16 protein-coding genes and 1 pseudogene are annotated in these 17696 nt (G+C 73.9%); 7 read left to right on the top strand and 10 right to left on the bottom strand.

Annotated elements, in window-relative coordinates; all coding sequences use genetic code 11:
• Positions 1-2383: pseudogene (locus ACFV04_RS10200) on the top strand (hypothetical protein); the annotation flags it as partial.
• A 107-nt stretch (positions 2384-2490) separates the two neighbouring features.
• Complete coding sequence (locus ACFV04_RS10195; RefSeq protein WP_189915750.1) at positions 2491-3420, top strand: cellulose-binding protein; 930 nt, start codon at positions 2491-2493, stop codon at positions 3418-3420.
• 100 nt (positions 3421-3520) lie between these two features.
• On the opposite strand, the gene ACFV04_RS10190 is transcribed toward ACFV04_RS10195, so the two are convergent.
• Positions 3521-3832, bottom strand: a complete 312-nt coding sequence (locus ACFV04_RS10190) for a hypothetical protein (protein WP_380342981.1) — start codon at positions 3830-3832, stop codon at positions 3521-3523.
• Entirely contained in the window at positions 3829-4626 is a 798-nt protein-coding gene (locus ACFV04_RS10185; protein ID WP_380342984.1) for an alpha/beta fold hydrolase, read from the bottom strand. Before ACFV04_RS10185 ends, ACFV04_RS10190 begins: the two co-directional genes overlap by 4 nt.
• 169 nt (positions 4627-4795) lie before the next feature.
• On the opposite strand from ACFV04_RS10185, the gene ACFV04_RS10180 reads away from it, so the two are divergent.
• Together ACFV04_RS10180 and ACFV04_RS10175 are read left to right on the top strand one after the other, a co-directional pair.
• Positions 4796-5800, top strand: a complete 1005-nt coding sequence (locus ACFV04_RS10180; protein WP_380528184.1) for an ABC transporter ATP-binding protein — start codon at positions 4796-4798, stop codon at positions 5798-5800.
• 1 nt (position 5801) lies between these two features.
• Positions 5802-6569, top strand: a complete 768-nt coding sequence (locus ACFV04_RS10175) for an ABC transporter permease subunit (protein WP_360254033.1) — start codon at positions 5802-5804, stop codon at positions 6567-6569.
• Between the two features lie 29 nt (positions 6570-6598).
• Here the strand turns inward: ACFV04_RS10175 and ACFV04_RS10170 are convergent, their stop codons facing one another.
• On the bottom strand, positions 6599-6922 hold the full coding sequence (locus ACFV04_RS10170; RefSeq protein ID WP_380342990.1) for an ATP/GTP-binding protein: 324 nt from the start codon (positions 6920-6922) through the stop codon (positions 6599-6601).
• A gap of 390 nt (positions 6923-7312) precedes the next feature.
• Here ACFV04_RS10170 and ACFV04_RS10165 point away from each other — a divergent pair, with 390 nt between their 5' ends.
• The gene (locus tag ACFV04_RS10165) at positions 7313-8473 is read left to right on the top strand and encodes an LLM class flavin-dependent oxidoreductase (protein ID WP_360254205.1); all 1161 of its coding nucleotides are present in this window, start codon (positions 7313-7315) and stop codon (positions 8471-8473) included.
• Between the two features lie 86 nt (positions 8474-8559).
• Here ACFV04_RS10165 and ACFV04_RS10160 read toward each other — a convergent pair whose 3' ends face one another.
• A complete protein-coding gene (locus tag ACFV04_RS10160; RefSeq protein WP_360254029.1) occupies positions 8560-8952 on the bottom strand; it encodes an SCO5389 family protein in 393 nt (130 codons plus the stop codon).
• Positions 8953-9434: 482 nt separating this feature from the next.
• Here ACFV04_RS10160 and nucS point away from each other — a divergent pair, with 482 nt between their 5' ends.
• Complete coding sequence (gene nucS / locus ACFV04_RS10155; protein WP_380342993.1) at positions 9435-10094, top strand: endonuclease NucS; 660 nt, start codon at positions 9435-9437, stop codon at positions 10092-10094.
• A 4-nt stretch (positions 10095-10098) separates the two neighbouring features.
• On the opposite strand, the gene ACFV04_RS10150 is transcribed toward nucS, so the two are convergent.
• The 5 genes from ACFV04_RS10150 to ACFV04_RS10130 form a co-directional block, all read right to left on the bottom strand.
• Positions 10099-12354, bottom strand: a complete 2256-nt coding sequence (locus ACFV04_RS10150; protein ID WP_380528179.1) for an ATP-binding protein — start codon at positions 12352-12354, stop codon at positions 10099-10101.
• 185 nt (positions 12355-12539) lie between these two features.
• Positions 12540-12863: an STAS domain-containing protein gene (locus ACFV04_RS10145; RefSeq protein WP_360254025.1), complete on the bottom strand. Its 324-nt coding sequence runs from the start codon at positions 12861-12863 to the stop codon at positions 12540-12542.
• 349 nt (positions 12864-13212) lie between these two features.
• Positions 13213-14082, bottom strand: coding sequence for a 3-hydroxyacyl-CoA dehydrogenase family protein (locus ACFV04_RS10140; RefSeq protein WP_360254023.1), 870 nt, complete (start codon positions 14080-14082; stop codon positions 13213-13215).
• A gap of 255 nt (positions 14083-14337) precedes the next feature.
• A complete protein-coding gene (locus ACFV04_RS10135) occupies positions 14338-14988 on the bottom strand; it encodes a response regulator (protein ID WP_380343000.1) in 651 nt (216 codons plus the stop codon).
• Positions 14985-16187, bottom strand: a complete 1203-nt coding sequence (locus tag ACFV04_RS10130; protein WP_380343003.1) for a sensor histidine kinase — start codon at positions 16185-16187, stop codon at positions 14985-14987. Before ACFV04_RS10130 ends, ACFV04_RS10135 begins: the two co-directional genes overlap by 4 nt.
• Positions 16188-16343: 156 nt before the next feature.
• Here ACFV04_RS10130 and ACFV04_RS10125 point away from each other — a divergent pair, with 156 nt between their 5' ends.
• Positions 16344-17018 (top strand): hypothetical protein, encoded by a 675-nt coding sequence (locus ACFV04_RS10125; protein WP_380528176.1) that lies wholly within the window; start codon positions 16344-16346, stop codon positions 17016-17018.
• On the opposite strand, the gene ACFV04_RS10120 is transcribed toward ACFV04_RS10125, so the two are convergent.
• A complete protein-coding gene (locus tag ACFV04_RS10120; protein WP_380528174.1) occupies positions 17015-17587 on the bottom strand; it encodes a cob(I)yrinic acid a,c-diamide adenosyltransferase in 573 nt (190 codons plus the stop codon). The genes ACFV04_RS10125 and ACFV04_RS10120 overlap by 4 nt on opposite strands.
• Positions 17588-17696: the final 109 nt, after the last annotated feature.

Raw genomic sequence — 17696 nt, 5'->3', positions numbered from 1 at the left:
CACCGAACGCACCGCGACCGAGACCACCGAGGTCCGCACCACCGCCGACGCCTACGCCGCCGAGCAGCGCGAGACCGCCGACGCCTACGCCGCCGGGGTACGGGCCGAGGCCGAACAGGCCGCCGGCGAGCTGCGGGCCCTCGCCCAGCGCGAGACCACCCAGCAGCGCGAGACCGCCGAGGCCTACGCCGACCGCGTCCGCACCGAGGCCGAACAGCACGCCACCGACCTCACCGAACGCACCGCGACCGAGACCACCGAGGTCCGCACCACCGCCGACGCCTACGCCGCCGAGCAGCGCGAGACCGCCGACGCCTACGCCGCCGAACAGCACGAAGCCGCCGACACCTACGCCGCCGAACAGCGCGAGGCCGCCGACGAACTGCTGCAGCGCGCCGAGGCCACCGCCGAGCAGCGCCGGGCGGACGCCGCCAAGGACGCCAAGGCCACCCGCGAGAAGGCCGCCGCCGAACTGGCGCTGGCGAACGAGCAGGCCGAGACGGTCCGCGCCGAGGCCGGCCGCGAGCTGTCCGAGGCCCGGGCCACCGCCGACGGCATCCGCGCCGAGGCCGGGGCCGAGCTGGAGCAGGCCAAGGCCGACCGCGCCGAGCTGATCGCCGCCGCGAAGGCCGAGGGCGCCGAGCTGGTCGCCGCCGCCGAGGAGGAGGCCGCCGAGGTCCGCCAGTCGGTGGCCGGCATGTACGAGGCCGCCGCCGAGCAGATCGCCACGCTCAGGACCGCCGCCGGTCAGGAGGCCGCCGAGGTCCGCGAGGCCGCCGAGCAGGACGCGGCCGAGCTGCGCGAGCTGGCCGACCGGGAGACCGCCGAGCAGCGCGCCGCCGCCGACGCGTACGCCGCCGAGGTCCACGACCTGGCCGACCGCGAGACCGCCGAGCAGCGCGAGTTGGCCGACCGCGAGACGGCCGACCTGCGGGCCAGGACCGAGGCCGAGACCACCGCGCTGCGTGAGCAGACCGAGCTGGAGCTGGCCGCCGAACGCGAGGCCGCCGAGGCCGAGCTCGCCCGGCAGCGCGCCGAGGCCCAGGTCTACGACGAGCAGCTGCGCGCGGACGCCGAGGCCGAGCTGCGTGCCGCCCAGGACACCGCCGAGCAGCTGCGCGCCGACGCCGCGGCGCAGGCCGCCCGCACGGTGGCCGAGGCCGAGGCCCGGGGCGCCCGCTCGCTCGCCGACGCCGAGGAGCTGTCCGCCGGGCTGCACGCCGAGGCCGAGGAGTACGCCCTCGCCACCCGCACCCTGGCCGACGAGTACGACAGCGCCACCCGCGCCCGCGCCGACGCCTACGACGCGGAGACCCGGGAGGCCGCCGAGCAGTTCGACCGGGGCACCCGCGAGCACGCCAAGTCCGTCCTGGAGAAGGCCTTCGCCGACGCCGAGTCGCTCGGCGAGGACGCCCAGACCACCGCGCTGGCGACCACTGCCGCCGCCGAGGAGCAGGCGGACGCGATGGTCGCCGCCGCCCGCAAGGAGGCCGACCGGCTGGTCGCGGCCGGTGAGGCGGCCGGGCAGGGCGAGGTCGAGAAGGGCCGTTCCGACGCGGACGCGCTGCTCGCCGAGGCCCGTCGCGACGCCACCGCGATCCGCGAGCGCGCCGAGGAACTGCGCGAGCGCACCGACGCCGAGGTGGAGGCGCTGCACGAGCGCGCCCGCAAGGAGAACGCGGCGGCCATGAAGTCGGCCGGCGAGCGGGTGGACGCGCTGGTGACGGCCGCGCAGGAGCAGCTGACCGAGGCCGAGGAGCAGGCGGTGGCCACCGTCGCGGAGGCCGAGGACCGCGCCGCGGCCCTGGTCGCCGCCGCCGAGGACCGCGCGGGCGAGCTCACGTCGGAGGCGTCCGCCGAGGCGAGCAAGGTGCGCCTCTCGGCGGTCCGCAAGGCCGAGGGCCTGCTCAAGGAGGCGGAGACCAAGCTCGCCACCTCCACCGACCGCGCCGAAGCGCTCATCGAGAAGGCCGAGACGAAGCTGCAGTCCGCCGAGGCCGAGGCCGAGGAGCGGCTGGACCGGGCGGCGACCGAGGCGGAGAAGCGCCTGCGGGACGCCGACGAGGCCGCGGACGAGCAGGTCGAGCTGGCGAAGGCGGAGGCCGAGCGGCTGCTCGCCGAGGCGAAGGCCGAGGCGAAGCGGGTCACCGACGAGGGCCGGCGCGAGCTGGACGAGCTGGTGCGCCGCCGCAAGGACATCAACACCGAGATCTCCAGGGTGCAGGACGTGCTGTCCGCGCTGGAGGCGTTCGAGGCACCGTCACCGGTCGCCCAGACCAACGGGGGAAGCAGCACCAAGAAGGACGGGGGCGCCAAGGCCGGTGCCGGAGTTGGCTCCCCCCGGTCGGGTGGCAATCGCTCCAAGAGCGCACCACCCGATTGAGCGGACATTGTCCGCGGGACAACGGCATTTCGCCGTCGACACTCCGGTACCGTGTCAGGATTCCCTCAACCACCTCAGCGGTTTGACGACAGGAAGCCCAGAACCCCATGAGCGACAGTCATTCCCCTCACGGCTTCGACCTGGTGCGCCGTGGGTACGAGCGCGCCCAGGTCGACGAGCGGATCACCAAGCTGGTGGCCGACCGTGACAGTGCCTTGACCCGGATCAGTGCGCTGGAGAAGCGCATCGAGGAGCTCCACCTGGAGACCCAGACCGCTCAGGCGGCGGTCGTCGAGCAGGAGCCCTCGTACGCCGGTCTCGGCGCCCGCGTCGAGAAGATCCTGCGTCTCGCCGAGGAGGAGGCCAAGGACCTGCGCGACGAGGCGCACCGCGCCGCCGAGCAGCACCGCGAGCTCGCCGAGGCCGCCGCCCAGCAGGTCCGCACCGAGGCCGAGAACTACGCCAAGGACCGCAAGGCCAAGGCCGAGGACGAGGGCCTGCGGATCGTCGACAAGGCCAAGAGCGACTCCGCCCAGCTGCGCGCCGAGGCCAACAAGGACGCCCAGAACAAGCGCGAGGAGGCGGACGCCCTCTTCGAGGAGACCCGCACCAAGGCCGCCCAGGCCGCGCTGGAGTTCGAGACCAACCTGGCCAAGCGCCGCGAGCAGTCCGAGCGCGACCTGGCCGCCCGTCAGGCCAAGGCCGAGAAGCGCCTGGCCGAGATCGAGCACCGGGCCGAGCAGCTGCGCCTGGAGGCCGAGAAGCTGCGCACCGACGCCGAGCGCCGGGCCCGCCAGACCGTCGAGACGGCCCAGCGCCAGTCCGAGGACATCGTGGCGGACGCCAACGCCAAGGCCGACCGCATCCGCAGCGAGTCCGAGCGCGAGCTGGCGGCGCTCACCAACCGCCGCGACAGCATCAACGCCCAGCTGACCAACGTGCGCGAGATGCTGGCGACGCTGACCGGCGCGGCCGTGGCCGCCGCCTCGCTGCCGAACGACGACACCATGGGCGTGCCCGCCCAGCAGTCGCGCTGACGCGACGCCGCGGCGAACGAACGCGGAGAACACACGACAGGCCCTCACCCGCCCGGGTGAGGGCCTGTCGGTCGTCGCGCCGTCATCATCCCGGGCGGTTCTACCGGGGGTAGGCCCCGTCGGGCCGCTGGTAGCCGCTGCTGAGCTGGTTGCCGTCGTCGTCCGAGACGGTGCCGAACCAGGAGGTGCACCAGACCGACACGGAGTCGGGCCAGTACTGCACCTCGAAGGGGTGGCCGGACCCGTAGTCGCCGTACGAGGTGACGATGAAGGTCTCCCCCGGGCGCATCCAGTAGTCCTCGCCGAGCGGTTCCAGGGTGAGCTCCAGCAGTCCCTCGCCCCGGTTGGTCACGGGCATCCGGCCGGTCACCTCCAGGGCCGAGAAGTCCCAGGCGGCCGCGTCCTCGCTCATCCGGCGGTCACCCGGCGCAGCAGGGCGCGGACGGCGGCGTCGAAGGCCTCGGGTGCCTCCAGGGCGCTCAGGTGGCCCGCTCCGGGGATGACGGTCAGTTCGGCGTCGGGGCGGGCCCGGACCATCAGCTCGGCCTCCTCCGGGGCCACCAGGGGGTCCTGGGCGCCCGCGACCACCGCCACCGGCACCCGCAGCCCCGACAGGACGTCCAGGGCCTCCGGGCGGGCCGCCATGGCCCGCTGGGCCCAGGCGACGGCGGCCGGCCGGGCGGCGGAGACCATCGCCTCCACCCGGTCCACGAGGTGCTGCGAGTCCGGTCCGAGCTGATTGGCCGCGACCTGCTCGTCCAGCAGCAGCCGTACGCTGTCCCGCGCGGTGACGGCCGCCGCGATCCGCTCCCGGTTGGCCCGGACGGCGTCGGTGTCGGCGGTGGCGCGGGTGTTGGCCAGCAGCAGGCCGGACAGCCGCCCGGGGTGGCGGCGGGCGAAGGCCAGCGCGACGTAGCCGCCCATGGAGATTCCGCCGACCACCGCGTGCTCGATGCCGGCCGCGTCCAGCAGCAGGGCCAGGTCGTCGGCGACCGCGTCCAGCGAGGGCTCGTCGGTGCCCAGCTCGGTGCCGCCGAAGCCCCGTTGGTCGGGGGCGAGCACCCGGGCTCCGTCCCCGGTCAGGCCGGGCAGCGTGTCCAGCTGGGCCGACCACATCGAGGCGTTCAACGGAAAGGCGTGCAGCAGCACGAGGGGGGTTCCGGTTCCGCTCTCGCGGACGGACACTGCCGAAGGGAGCAGGGTCACGCACCCACCTCGCTTCGCCCGGCAGGCCCGTTCCCCGACGCGCACCTCTCGACGATTCGCTCGCTTCGCTCGCTCATGGGGCCACCGTATTCCGGTGCGCTCGGCGGGCCCACTCAGCGGGCCGCGATATCCGCTTTGTCCTAGCCTGACAGAGAGTAAGGGAGCGCGAATGATCGAGTTGCACGACCTGACGAAACGTTACGGCAAGACGCTCGCGGTGGACCGGCTCAGCTTCACCGTCCCCCGGGGTGTGGTGACCGGCTTCCTCGGCCCGAACGGCGCGGGCAAGTCCACCACCATGCGCATGATCCTCGACCTCGACCGCCCGACCGGTGGCCGGGTCACCATCGACGGCAAGCGCTACGGGCAGCTCAGCGAGCCGCTCAAGTACATCGGCGCGCTGCTGGAGGCCAAGGCCGTCCACCCCGGCCGCACCGCCCGCGACCACCTGCTCTGGCTCGCCCAGAGCAACCGCATCCCGGAGCGCCGGGTGGACGAGGCGCTCTCCCTGGTGGGCCTCACCCCGGTCGCCCGCAAGCGCGCCCGCGGCTTCTCGCTCGGCATGGGCCAACGCCTGGGGATCGCCTCCGCGCTGCTCGGCGACCCGGAGATCGTCATGTTCGACGAGCCGGTCAACGGCCTGGACCCGGAGGGCATCCTCTGGGTCCGCAACCTGATGAAGCGCCTCGCCACCGAGGGCCGGACGGTCTTCGTCTCCTCGCACCTGATGAGCGAGATGGCCGTCACCGCCGACCACCTGGTGGTCATCGGCAAGGGCCGGCTGCTCGCCGACCTGCCGATGCCGGAGTTCATCCGGCGCAACTCCCGCTCCGCCGTACGGCTGCGCAGCCCCCAGCCCGAGCGGCTGCTCGACGTGCTGTCCGGCGCCGGCCTGCGCTCCGAACCGGGCCCCGACGGCTCCTACGAGGTGGTCGACGGCGACCTCGCCCGGCTCGGCGAACTGGCCGCCGCGAACGGCGTGGTGCTGCACGAACTCAGCCCGCAGCAGGCCTCGCTGGAGGAGGCGTTCATGCAGATGACGGCCGACTCGGTGGAGTACCACGCGGGCAGTGGACCCGACCGTGACGCGGCCGGGGCACCCGGCGCCTGGGGCGCCGGCTGGAAGGCGGACGGCGCCCGGCAGGCCGCCGCGGCACGGCAGGAGGAGAACTGAGATGGCGTCCTACCCCGCGATCCTGCGCTCCGAGTGGACGAAGATCCGCAGCGTCCGCTCGACGGTCTGGACGCTCGCGCTGACCTTCGTCGTCACGGTCGGCATCGGCGCGCTGCTGTCCCTGCTCACCAACAACAACTTCACCGAGTTCCGCCGCAACGAGCAGTCCCCGTTCGACGCGACCGGGACGGCGTTCGCCGGCATCATGCTCGGCGAACTCGCCATCATCGTCTTCGGCGTGCTGGCGATCGGCAACGAGTACAGCACCGGCATGATCCGGGTCACCCTGGCCGCCGTCCCGCAGCGCGCCACCCTGCTCGGCGGCAAGGCTGCGGTGCTCGGCGGACTCGCCCTGGCGGTCTCGCTGGTGACCGCCTTCGTCACCTTCTTCGTCGGCCAGTCGCTGCTCGGCTCGCACTCCACCACGATCGGCGAACCGCACGTGCTGCGCGCGGTGTTCGGCGCCGCGCTGTACCTGACGATGCTCTGCCTGTTCTCGGCGGGCGTCACCACCATGCTGCACAACCAGACGCTCGCCCTCGGCGTGCTGGTGCCGTTCTTCTTCCTGCTCTCGCCGATCCTCTCGGCCGTGCCGAAGGTCAAGACCCTGGCGCACTACTTCCCGGACTACGCGGGCTCGCGGATGCTGCTGGTGTACGAGCAGCACGGCCAGCCGTACGGGCCGTGGGTCGGCTTCGTGATCTGCCTCGCCTGGACGGCGGCGGCGCTGCTCGGCGGCATGCTGGTGCTCAAGAAGCGCGACGCGTAGCCGGTCCGGCACCTGCCCCGCCCGGGGCGTCAGTACCGCGGAGCGCCGCGGCCCCGCAGGACGTTGGAGGCCCGGCGCTCCCGCGCTCCCCAGCACGCGCGGTGCCAGTGCCGCCGGTCGTCCACCCCGGCACCGTGCATCGGCCAGGCCACCACGTGGCCCACCCCCGGCGGGATCTCCTGGTCGCAGCCCGGGCAGCGGTAGGCCCGCCCCGCCGTCCCGGCGACCGTCTGGACCACCCAGTCGTCGCCCTGGTAGCTCTCGGTGCGGCGCAGCGACCCGCCGAGCGGGGCGGCCGGCTCGGCGCTCTCGCGGGGGGCGGCGCTCTTGATCCGGTTGCGGCGCGGCGACACGGCGGACTGCCTCTCTTCCGGGGCTCTGGGCCGTTCCAGCCTACGGCCGGTCGGCCCTCCGGATGGCCACTATCACGGGCCCGCCCGGCGCCCCGGCGTTTTTGCCGAGATCCACCCGATCATCGGGGAAATTCGGGGTTCCGCGTGCCATTGGCACATGACATCGGATACCCACAAGGGGAACAGGCGGGGCACGCAGACCCTGCGCGCACCCCAGGAGGCCCAAGGATGACCAAGACCGACGTCCGTGCCGAGACCCGTCGACCCGCCGGGGTCCGGCCGACCGCCCCCGGACCGACCCTGACCGCCGTCCCCCCGGTCACCGCCGTCGCGGGCGAGCCGCTGCCCGCGGCGCAGCGCGCCGGGGCCCTGCCCGCGGACACCGCGCCGGTGCGGGTCGGTCTGTTCCTGCTGTCCGCGCAGTTCCCCGGGCAGAGCCACGGCGAGGCGCTGGAGCGCACCGTCCGGTCCGCCGTCGAGGCCGAACGGGCGGGCCTGGACAGCGTGTGGCTGGCCGAGCACCACTTCGTCCCGTACGGGGTCTGCCCGGACGCCGCGACGCTGGCCGCGATGCTGCTCGGCCGCACCCGCCGGATCGGCGTCGGCACGGCGGTCAGCGTGCTGTCGACCCGGCACCCGGTGGCGCTCGGCGAACAGGCGGCGCTGCTGCACCTCACCTCCGGCGGGCGCTTCACGCTCGGAGTCGGCCGCGGCGGGCCGTGGATCGACCTGGACGTGTTCGGCGACGGCGTGGGCGCCTTCGAGAACGGCTTCCCGGAGCGGCTGGACCTGCTGCTGCGCTGGCTGCGCGGCTCCCGGGTGGGCGCGGACGGCCCGCAGTTCAGCTTCCCGGAGGTGGCGGTGGTGCCGCGGGCCGGCGAACCGGTGCGGCGGCCCGCGCTGAGCAACTGGCTCGGGCTCGGTGAGCAGTCCGGCCCGGTGCGCTTCCCGCGCCAGCGCCAGGACGAGGACGGCCCGGGCGAGGGCCTCGGCGAGGAACTCACCCGCACCGGGCGGCCGGTGGCCGGCCCGCCGGTGGTGGTCGCCTGCACCTCGCCGGGAGGGGTGAAGCTGGCCGCCGAACGCGGCCTGCCGATGCTGCTCGGCATGCACTCCGGGGACGACGACAAGCTGCGGATGCTGGAGCTGTACCGCACCGCGTGGCTGGCCGCGGGGCGCAGCGAGGAGCAGCTGCGCCGGGTCACCCGTCGGCACGTCGCGGCCGGGGTGGCCCAGGTCGACGACCGCGCCGCGGCGGCCCGCTCCACCCTGCTCGCCGCGATGCCCGGCTGGTTCGAGTACGGGCTCGGCGCCCACCGCACCGTGGACGGCCGCGAGCGCAAGATGCGCGACCCGCGCGAGTACACCGAACTCCTCTGCGACCTGCACGCGGTGGGCACCCCGCGGCAGTGCGCCGACCGGCTGCTGGCCACCGCCGAGCGGACCGGCATCCGCCGGTTCGCCCTGCTCGCCGAGGGCAGCGGCGACCACGAGGCGACCCTGCACAACATCGCCCGGCTCGGCTCCGAGGTCCTGCCCCAGCTGGGCTGAACCGCGAGCCCCGGGCCCGGGCCGCCGCCCCTCCCCCCGCACCGGGGGACGGGGGCGGCCGGCGTCGCGGCGACGGGTGCCGCCGCTCAGCAGTCCCGCAGTTCCTCGGACTGGTTGAGCAGCTGCTCCCGGACCGACGTGAAGCGCGTCAACCGCGCCTCGTTGGCCTCCGACGGCAGGAACACCGCCACCCGGTGACAGTTCTGGAAGGCCAGCCGCACGCCGAAGTGGCGCTGCAGGGCGCCCCGGATGGCATCGCTGGCCAGGGCGCGCAGCAGCTGGCCACGGGCCTGCTCGCTGGGCGGCGGTACCTGGTTGTCGGCGAAGTCGGTGCCGTCGACCTTCGCCTGGGCGACCAGCGAGCTGATCAGGTCCCAGGCGTACGGCAGGGAGACGCGGACGCAGTCGACGAATTCCCGCTCGTCGACCTCGCCCCGCTCGGCCTTCTCCAGCAGGGCCGGTGAGACGTCGAGCGACATGGATTCTCCTCTCGCGGTCCACCCGCGCGGCGCCCGGGTGGTCATGCGTAGTCCAAGCTCAGGTGAGGGTGGGCGACATCGCGTGTGATGTCCGGAACACCGTGGGACGGGGGTTGCCGGCACCTTCGCGATCAGCGGCGGCGGGCACGGGACGTGACGTCCCGAACACCGACCGCGCTCAGAACAGGGTGGCAGTCAACGGCGGAACAGGCCGGTCATTCCTGGGGATTGCTTGGGAAATACGCCGTGGTGCACCAGATTGGCCGGATCCTGTCGGATCGTTCATCTGAAGTCTCCATCCCCGTTGACAGCGATCCCGCAAGCGTGCCGTCACACAACGTAGCGACCAGATGGGATGGGCGCCAGACCGCGACGAGCGGGAACGGGACCGCCGGACCTCAATGTTCGCGGGGTTCGCGCTTTCTTCACCCCGCCGTCGCGGAATCGCATCAACTGGCCCCGGTGGGCTAGCGTGGTCGACCGTGCGTCTCGTAATTGCCCGCTGCTCAGTCGACTATGCCGGTCGGCTCTCCGCCCATCTGCCCTCCGCCACCAGGCTCATCCTGGTCAAGGCCGACGGCAGCGTCAGCATCCACGCCGACGACCGCGCCTACAAGCCGCTCAACTGGATGTCCCCACCGTGCGTCCTCAAGGAGGCCGACGGGGTCTGGACGGTGGAGAACAAGGCCGGCGAGAAGCTCATCATCACGCTGGAGGAGGTGCTGCACGACTCGTCCCACGAGCTCGGGGTCGACCCGGGCCTGATCAAGGACGGCGTCGAGGCACACCTCCAGGAGCTGCTCGCGGACCGGATGGAGGTGCTCGGTGCCGGCTGGTCGCTGATCCGCCGCGAGTACCCGACCGCGATCGGTCCGGTCGACATCCTCTGCCGCGACGCCGACGGCGCCACGGTGGCCGTCGAGATCAAGCGCCGCGGCGAGATCGACGGTGTCGAACAGCTCACCCGTTACCTCGAACTCCTCAACCGGGACCCGCTGTTGGCCCCGGTCAAGGGCGTCTTCGCCGCGCAGGAGATCAAGCCGCAGGCCCGCGTGCTGGCCACCGACCGCGGCATCGGCTGCGTGGTGCTGGACTACGACGAGCTGCGCGGCATCGACGACGACAAGCTCAAGCTGTTCTGACCGGTCAGCCCGTCGGTGACGCCGACGGGCTGGGCCCGCCGGTGGCGGTGGGCGTCGCGGTCCCCGAGGTGGTCGGGCTCGGCGTGGTCGGGCCGGTGGTCGGCTTGGCCGACGTCGGCTGCGGCCCCGGCTGATGGGTCGGTGACGGCGGCCCCGGCTGCGGCGGCGGCGACTGCCCCGGCACGGTCGGCTGCGGCTGCTGCGGGGTCTGGGACCCGGTCGCGCCCGGTGAGGAGCTCGGCTTCTTCGACGGCGAGGCGCTCGCCGAGTGCGACGCGCTGCCGCTCGTCGTCGGCTCCGGGCTGCCGCTCGGTCCCGCCGGGCTGCCCGGCGTCGGGCCGGCCGGGCCCGGCGAGGTGCTGCCGGACGGCTGCGGGAACGGCGCGTCCTGGCTGCCGCCCTCGTCCAGCCGACCGCTGTGCGGGTCCTTCGGCTTGTACTCGTCCGGCCCGGTGAGGCTCATCGCCACCGCCGTGCCGAGCACCCCCATGGTCAGCACGACCGTGGAGACCACGAGGACGCGCCGCCGACGGCTGGACTTCAGCCGAGCCGGCACCCGGGCCGCGATCTTGCGGATGACCGGCGCCCGGCTGGGCGCCGCGGCCGGGGCGGCGGGCAGCTGCCGGCCCTCGGCGCGCAGCAGGTCGAGCATCCGGCGCGCCGAGGCGACCCCGCGCTGCTCGCCCGCGGACACCCGCAGGGTGAGCGCGGTCTCCAGCTCGGCGACGGCCCGGGACGGCTGCTGGACGCAGAAGGCGTGCACGCCCGACTCGTGGTGGAACCAGGCCTGGTCGCTCGCCGAGCCGGACCGGCGGGCCGCCTCCAGGCCGAGCTGCAGCACCCGTTCCCAGGCTCCCCAGCGCAGCGCCAGCGCCAGTGCGGGCGCCGCGGCCCGGGCGAGCCGGACCACCGCCTCGTGGCGTCCGGCGGTGCGGTCGGCGAGCAGGACGCCGATCACCACCTCGGCCTCGGCGGCGATCTGCTCCAGCGTCACCGAACTGTGCCCCACCCACCAGGCGAAGTGCTGGGCGGCGCCGTCCGCACAGCCGCGGGCCGGCCAGTGCGGGACGAGCAGGTCGAGCGCGCCGGCGGTCAGCCGGTGGTGCCCGCCGATGGACACCACCAGTCCGGCGTCGGCGAGTTCGGCGAGGGCGGCCTCGCCGAGGCCGACGTCGATCAGCGCGGGCAGGTGCGGTGCGGCGGGGCACTCCCCGCCGAGGGCGACGGCGAGCCGCAGCACGGCCTGTGCGGGCTCGCTCAGGCCCTCGGCGAGCCTGACGGCGGGTGAGGCGGTCTCGGCGACCGAGGGGAGCGGGACGGTGCCGCGCAGCGCGTTCTCGCGGACCGCCGGGTCGGGGTCGCGGACGGGCCCGTCGACCGCGCCGAAGACGTCCATCCGGTCGTCCTCGGCGGCGACCAGCGCGTCCACCGCGACGTCCCGCTGGCGCAGCAGCGCGGCGGCCTGGACGAAGCGCAACGGCAGGCCTTCGGACTCGAACCAGAGGTCCACCGCCCAGGCCTTCTCGGCGACGTCCAGCGGCCGCCCGGCCAGCCGGGCGGTGAGGGCGAGGCAGGCGGCGCGGGAGAGCCCGGCGACGAGGTGGTCCTGCATCCGGGAGCCGGGCGACAGCGGCGGGCTGTCCGGGGCGACGGAGACCAGGAAGGCGCAGCCGGGGGCGGCGGCGAGCAGTTGCTCCAGTTCGGCGCCGGAGTGCTCGGCGGCATCGATCACCACGACCGCGCCGACCTCGCCGAGGTGGGCGGCCAGTTGGCCGGGGTCGGGGCGGTAGCCGGGGGCGTGGTGGGTGGCCGCGAAGAGGTCCTGGAGCAGGTCGGCGGCGGTGCGGCGGTGGCCGCAGAGCTGGACGACACCGCCGGGGGCGAGGTCGGCGGCGGCCTCGGCGACGGCCGACAGCAGTGCGCTGCGACCGGAGCCGGCCTGGCCGACCAGGCGTATCGAGCGGCCCTCGGCGAGCAGGCCGAGCAGTTCGGCGATGTCCGCCTCGCGGTCCAGCAGCGGCATGTCGGCCGGTCCGGCGCCGAGCGCGAGCGGGCCGACCGCGCGGCCGACGCCGCCGACCGGGCCGCGGGCGGGTTCGCTGCGCTCGATCCGACGCGGGCGGGGCCGCCACTCGTCGGGGCAGGGCCGGGCTTCGGAGCCGTCCGGGGCGCCGACGCCCACCAGCAGGCCGCCGGAGACCAGTTCGCCGCCGCGGGTGCGGGCGGCCTCCTGCCGGAACTCCCCGGATGGCTGTGCCACGTTCTGCTCCGCATCGTGCTCGGCCGCCGGCGTCCCGCGCCGACCGGCTGACGTCCCGGTCGCGGCCGCGGGCGGTCCTGGGGCTGCCCCGGCGGCCGTCTTCTGACGGGCAGACTCTTGCACATCCGGGGCCGCCCGTGCAGGGCGGTCCGGGGCCGGGAGCGTTCCGGGGCGCTGACCAGGCGTTACAGGGCGATGCCGTACGGCTCGGCGATGCCGCCGTCGACGGCGAGGATGCGGTGCAGCTTGGTGGCCACCAGCAGTCGCTGCAGCTGGGCCGGGACGGAGCGCAGCACAAGCCGGCGGCCGATCCGGCCCGCCCGCCGGTGGGTTCCCATGATCACACCGAGGCCGGTGGCGTCCCAGAACTCCAGTCGGGCGAGGTCGAGCACGAGGTCGCCGAGGCCGCCGTCCACGGCCTGGTGCAGCTGGGCGCGCGCGTCGGCGGCGGTGCGCACGTCGAGGCGGCCTTCGATGGCCAGCGCCGTGTGGTCGCCGGTGATGCGCATGCTCTCCTCCTTCGCCTGGACGGCCGGGTGCGGGGTGGGTCCGCCCCGGCCGTACCGGGTGCGGGAGCGGGGTGCGTGTCCGGGCGGGCCGCGGCCCCACGCCCGGACCCGGTCGGAATGCCGGGTTCCCTCATCTGACGGCGAACCTGCTCCGCAGGTTGCTGGTTCCGGCCGGATCTGAAGCAACTTCACTCGTCCGAGGGAATATACGCAGGAAGTCTCCACACCTACGCTCGATTACCGCCCAAATCACCCGTCTGCGGCACCCGGCGTGAGGAAACTCACCCGGCCCGGCGGGCCGTGCGATGCGTCGATCGCACGGCCTGCCGGGCCGTTCGACCCGGTCGGGTCACTTGCCTTCGTACGGGTAGAAGCCGCGGCCGCTCTTGCGGCCGAGGTCACCGGCGGTGACCATGCGGGCCATGATCTCCGGGGCGGCGAACTTCTCGTCCTGGGTCTCGGTGTAGATGTTGCGGGCGGCGTGCAGCAGGATGTCCACGCCGGTCAGGTCGGCGGTCTGCAGCGGACCCATGGCGTGGCCGAAGCCCAGGCGGCAGGCGGTGTCGATGTCCTCGGCGGTGGCGACGCCCGACTCGTACAGCTTGGCGGCCTCGATGACCAGCGCGGTGATCAGGCGGGTGGTGATGAAGCCGGCCACGTCGCGGTTGACCACCACGACCTCCTTGCCGACGCCCTCGGCGTAGGCACGGGCGGCGGCCATCGCCTCGTCGCTGGTCTTGTAGCCGCGGACCAGCTCGACCAGCTTCATCATCGGGACGGGCGAGAAGAAGTGGACGCCGACGACCGACTCCGGCCGCTGGGTGACGGCGGCGATCCGGGTGATCGGGATGGCGGAGGTGTTGGAGGCCAGGACGGCGCCGTCCTTGGCGAGCTTGTCCAGCTCGCGGAACACGCCCTCCTTGACGTCCAGGTTCTCGAACACGGCCTCGACCACGATGTCGGCCTCGGCGACGGCGCCCAGGTCGGTGGTGGTGGTGATCCGGCCCAGCGCGGCCTCGGCGTCCTCGGCGCTCAGCTTGCCCTTGGCGACGAACTTGTCGTACGAGGCGCGGATGCCCGCGAGGCCGCGCTGCAGCGCTTCCTCGGTGACGTCCCGCAGCACCACCGGGTGGCCGGCCTGCGCGGACACCTGGGCGATGCCGGCGCCCATCAGGCCGGCACCGATCACGGCGATCTGCTTGCTGGACGCATTGCTCATGGCTGGGTCTCCCGATGCCGTCGCCGCCCCGCGGGCGGGCCCTGAAGGCGACTCAGGGCAGGGGTGACCGCCGTTGAGCCGCACCGCTCGATTCTCCTGCCGCGCTCGCGCCCGGCAGCCGCTTTCGCGGAGCGCGCGGTTCCATGGGTCCACTCGCTCCGCACGCTCTGCCGGACTCTAGTGCCCAAGTGCCTCACGCAATAGCAATCGAGAGTGTGATCTGCAACCGACCTGGTCAGCCGCCCAAGTAGCCGGTCAGACGGTCAGGCCGAGGTCCTGGGCCAGGATCGCCGCCTGCACCCGGCTGCGCAGCCGCAGCTTCGCCAGGATCCGGCTGACGTGCGTCTTCGTGGTCGCCTCCGCCATCGTCAGCCGGGCCGCGATCTCCCCGTTGGACAGCCCCGCCCCGATGCAGGCCAGCACCTCCCGCTCACGGACGGTCAACCCGGCCACCGCCTCCCGGGCCTCCGGCCCGACCTGCCGCCCCGGGCGGGCGAAGGTCCCGATCAGGCGCCTGGTCACCGAGGGCGCCAGCATGCCGTCCCCGCGCGCCACCGTCCGGATGCCCTCGACCAGGGTGTCCGCCTCCAGGTCCTTGAGCAGGAACCCGGCCGCGCCGGCCCGCATCGCGCCGTAGACGTACTCGTCCAGGTCGAAGGTGGTCAGCACCAGCACCTGGGCGGCCCCGGCCGCGACCACCTCGCGGGTCGCCGAGACGCCGTCCAGCCGGGGCATCTGCACGTCCATCAGCACCACGTCCGGCCGCAGCTCCAGCGCCAGCCGGACCGCCTCCTCGCCGTCGGCGGCCTGCCCGACCACCTCGAACTCGGGCTCGGCCCGCAGGATCATCACCAGCGCCGCCCGTACCGCCGCCTGGTCCTCCGCCACCAGCACCCGGATCGTCATGCCCGCCCCTCGCTTCCCTGCGCCCGCGGCAACACCGCGCGCACGCTCCAGTACCCGTCCTTCGGCCCGGCCTCGAAGCTGCCGCCGAGCAGCCCGGCCCGCTCCCCCATGCCCACCAGGCCGGCCCGGGCGCCGGGCAGGCCGCGGCCCGGCCCGCCGCGGTACGGGCTGTCGACGGTGATCCGCAGCTCCTGCGGCCCGAACTCCAGTCGCAGCCGGACCAGTCCGGGCCCGGCGTGCTTGAGCGCGTTGGTCAGCGACTCCTGGACGATCCGGTACGCGGCCAGCCCGACCGGCACCGGGACGTCCCCGCGCTCGCCGTGCTCGGCGAGTTCGAAGTCCAGCCCGACGTCCTGGCCGGCCGCCCGGGCCTTCGCCAGCAGGGCGTCCACCGCCGCCAGGTCGGGCGCCGCGTACGACTCGTCGACCTCTCCGCCGCCGCTGTCCCGGAGCAGTCCGATCATGCGACGCATTTCGGCCAATCCCTGGACGCTGTTCTCCCGGATCACCGCCAGCACCTCCACCAGCGGATCGTCCGCGGGCAGGCTCCGGCGCTTGGCGACGGACTGCGCGCCGGTGGCGTGGATCGCGATCGCCGACAGGTGGTTGGCCACCACGTCGTGCAACTCCCGTGCCATCCGCGCCCGTTCCGCGCCGACCGCCTCGCGCCGGTCCATCTCCGAGAGCAGCGCGGTCTGTTCCGCCCGCAGCCGCTCGGTCTCCGCCTCCTGCCGGTGCTTGCGCACCACGTCGCCGGTCCACACCGGCCCCAGGAAGACCAGCGAACTGACCACCGCGATCAGCAGCCCGGCAGCGGTCCCGCCGGCGTACCAGGCCAGGCTGGAGAGCGCCAGGACGGTCGAACCGCCGGTCAGGTGCAGCACCCGCGACATCCGGGCACTGCCGTAGATCACCGCCGCGTACAGCAGGTCGGTGTACATGATCAGGGTCGCCAGCAGGCTGCCGGTGAACAGGCTGGCCGCGAAGGCCACCCCGCCGAGCGACACCGCGAGCACCGGCCTGGTGCGTCGGCACAGCTCCAGCCCGGCCATCACCAGCATCGGCAGCACCACCGCCCACAGCGGCACGCGGTCGGCGTTCTCGTACGCGCGGAAGACGATGAGCACGGTGCCGCCGAGCAGCCCGCAGAGGGCGATCAGCTGGTCGAGCCGGCGCGGGGAGAGGGACGGAACGAGCACACCCCCATCTCACCATCCCCGGCGGCCCGCCCGGCTCCGGTCCGCGGAGGAGACCGCTACATCGAAAGGTGCAGACCCGGACGGCACCGCGCGACGACGACACCGGCGCACCCGCGCACGAGGCTGGACGCACCGCCGAACGTCCTGGAGCAGAACGTGATCGTCACACTCATCGCCGCGGCCGAGATCTCCTGGTGGATCGTGCTCGGCCTGGCCCTCTCCGCCCGCTACCTGCTGCGGTGGCGCCGCACCGGCACCGTGCTGCTGTTCGGCCTTCCGGCGGTCGACCTCGCCCTGTACGCGCTGGCCGTGCTCGACCTGCGCGGCGGCGCCGAGGCGAGCTGGACCCACGCGCTCGCCGCGAGCTACACCGGGTTCTCGGTCGGCTACGGCCCCTCGCTGGTCCGCTGGGCCGACGCGCACTTCCTGCACCGCTTCGCCGGCGGCCCCAAGCCGCTGCCCTCGCCGAAGTACGGCCCGGAGCGGACCGCGCACGAGTGGCGGATCGCCGGCCGCACCGTGGTCTCCGCCGCGATCACGCTCACCCTGATCACCCTGCTCGTGCCGCTCTCCGCGGGCTCCGCGCACTACGGCACGTTCCTGCAGTGGTACCTCAAGCTGGGCATCGCCGCCGTGGTCAACCTGATCGTGGCCGGCTGCTACTCGCTGTGGCCCAAGGAGCCGCCGGCCGGTGTCCCGGTCGAGAACGGCCGGGTCGTCGAGCACGGCGGCGAGCAGACCGACGACCAGGGCGGCGACCAGGGCAGCGACCAGGGCGGCCGGAAGGCCACCGGGACGGTCACGGGGAAGGCCGGACCCGCCGGGTCCTAGCGGTTCTCGCCGGGCACCCAGAGCACGTCGCCGCGCTCCTTGTTGGCCACCCGGGCGAGGATGAACAGCAGGTCGGAGAGCCGGTTGAGGTACTTCGCGGTCAGCGGGTTGACGGTGTCCCCGTGCTCCGCGATAGCCGCCCAGGTCGAGCGCTCGGCCCGCCGCACCACCGTGCAGGCCAGATGCAGGTAAGCCGCGCCGGCCGTACCGCCGGGCAGGATGAAGCTGCGCAGCTTCTCGACCTGCTCCAGGTAGTGGTCGCAGTCCCCCTCCAGCCGGTCGACGTAGGACTGCAGCACCCGCAGCGGCGGGTACTTCGGGTCCTCGACCACCGGGGTGGACAGATCGGCACCGACGTCGAACAGGTCGTTCTGGACCCGCACCAGCACCGCCGCCACGTCATCGGCCAGCTGCCCGACCGCGAGGGCCACCCCGATCGCCGCGTTCGCCTCGTTGGTGTCGGCGTAGGCGATCAGCCGCGGATCGGTCTTGGTGGTCCGGCTCATGTCGCCGAGCGCGGTGGTGCCGTCGTCGCCGGTACGGGTGTAGATGCGCGTCAGATTGACCATGCGGCCACCCTAGCCGGGCCGGTTAGGCGGCGTTAACCCCACGCGGAGGTCACCTTCCCACCGCTACGCGACGTCGACCTCCCCCAGCCTCCGGCCGGGAGGTACCCCC

It is taken from the genome of Kitasatospora sp. NPDC059599, from assembly GCF_042735125.1.
GTDB lineage: Bacteria > Actinomycetota > Actinomycetes > Streptomycetales > Streptomycetaceae > Kitasatospora.
This window is presented reverse-complemented; position numbering and strand designations above follow the sequence as displayed.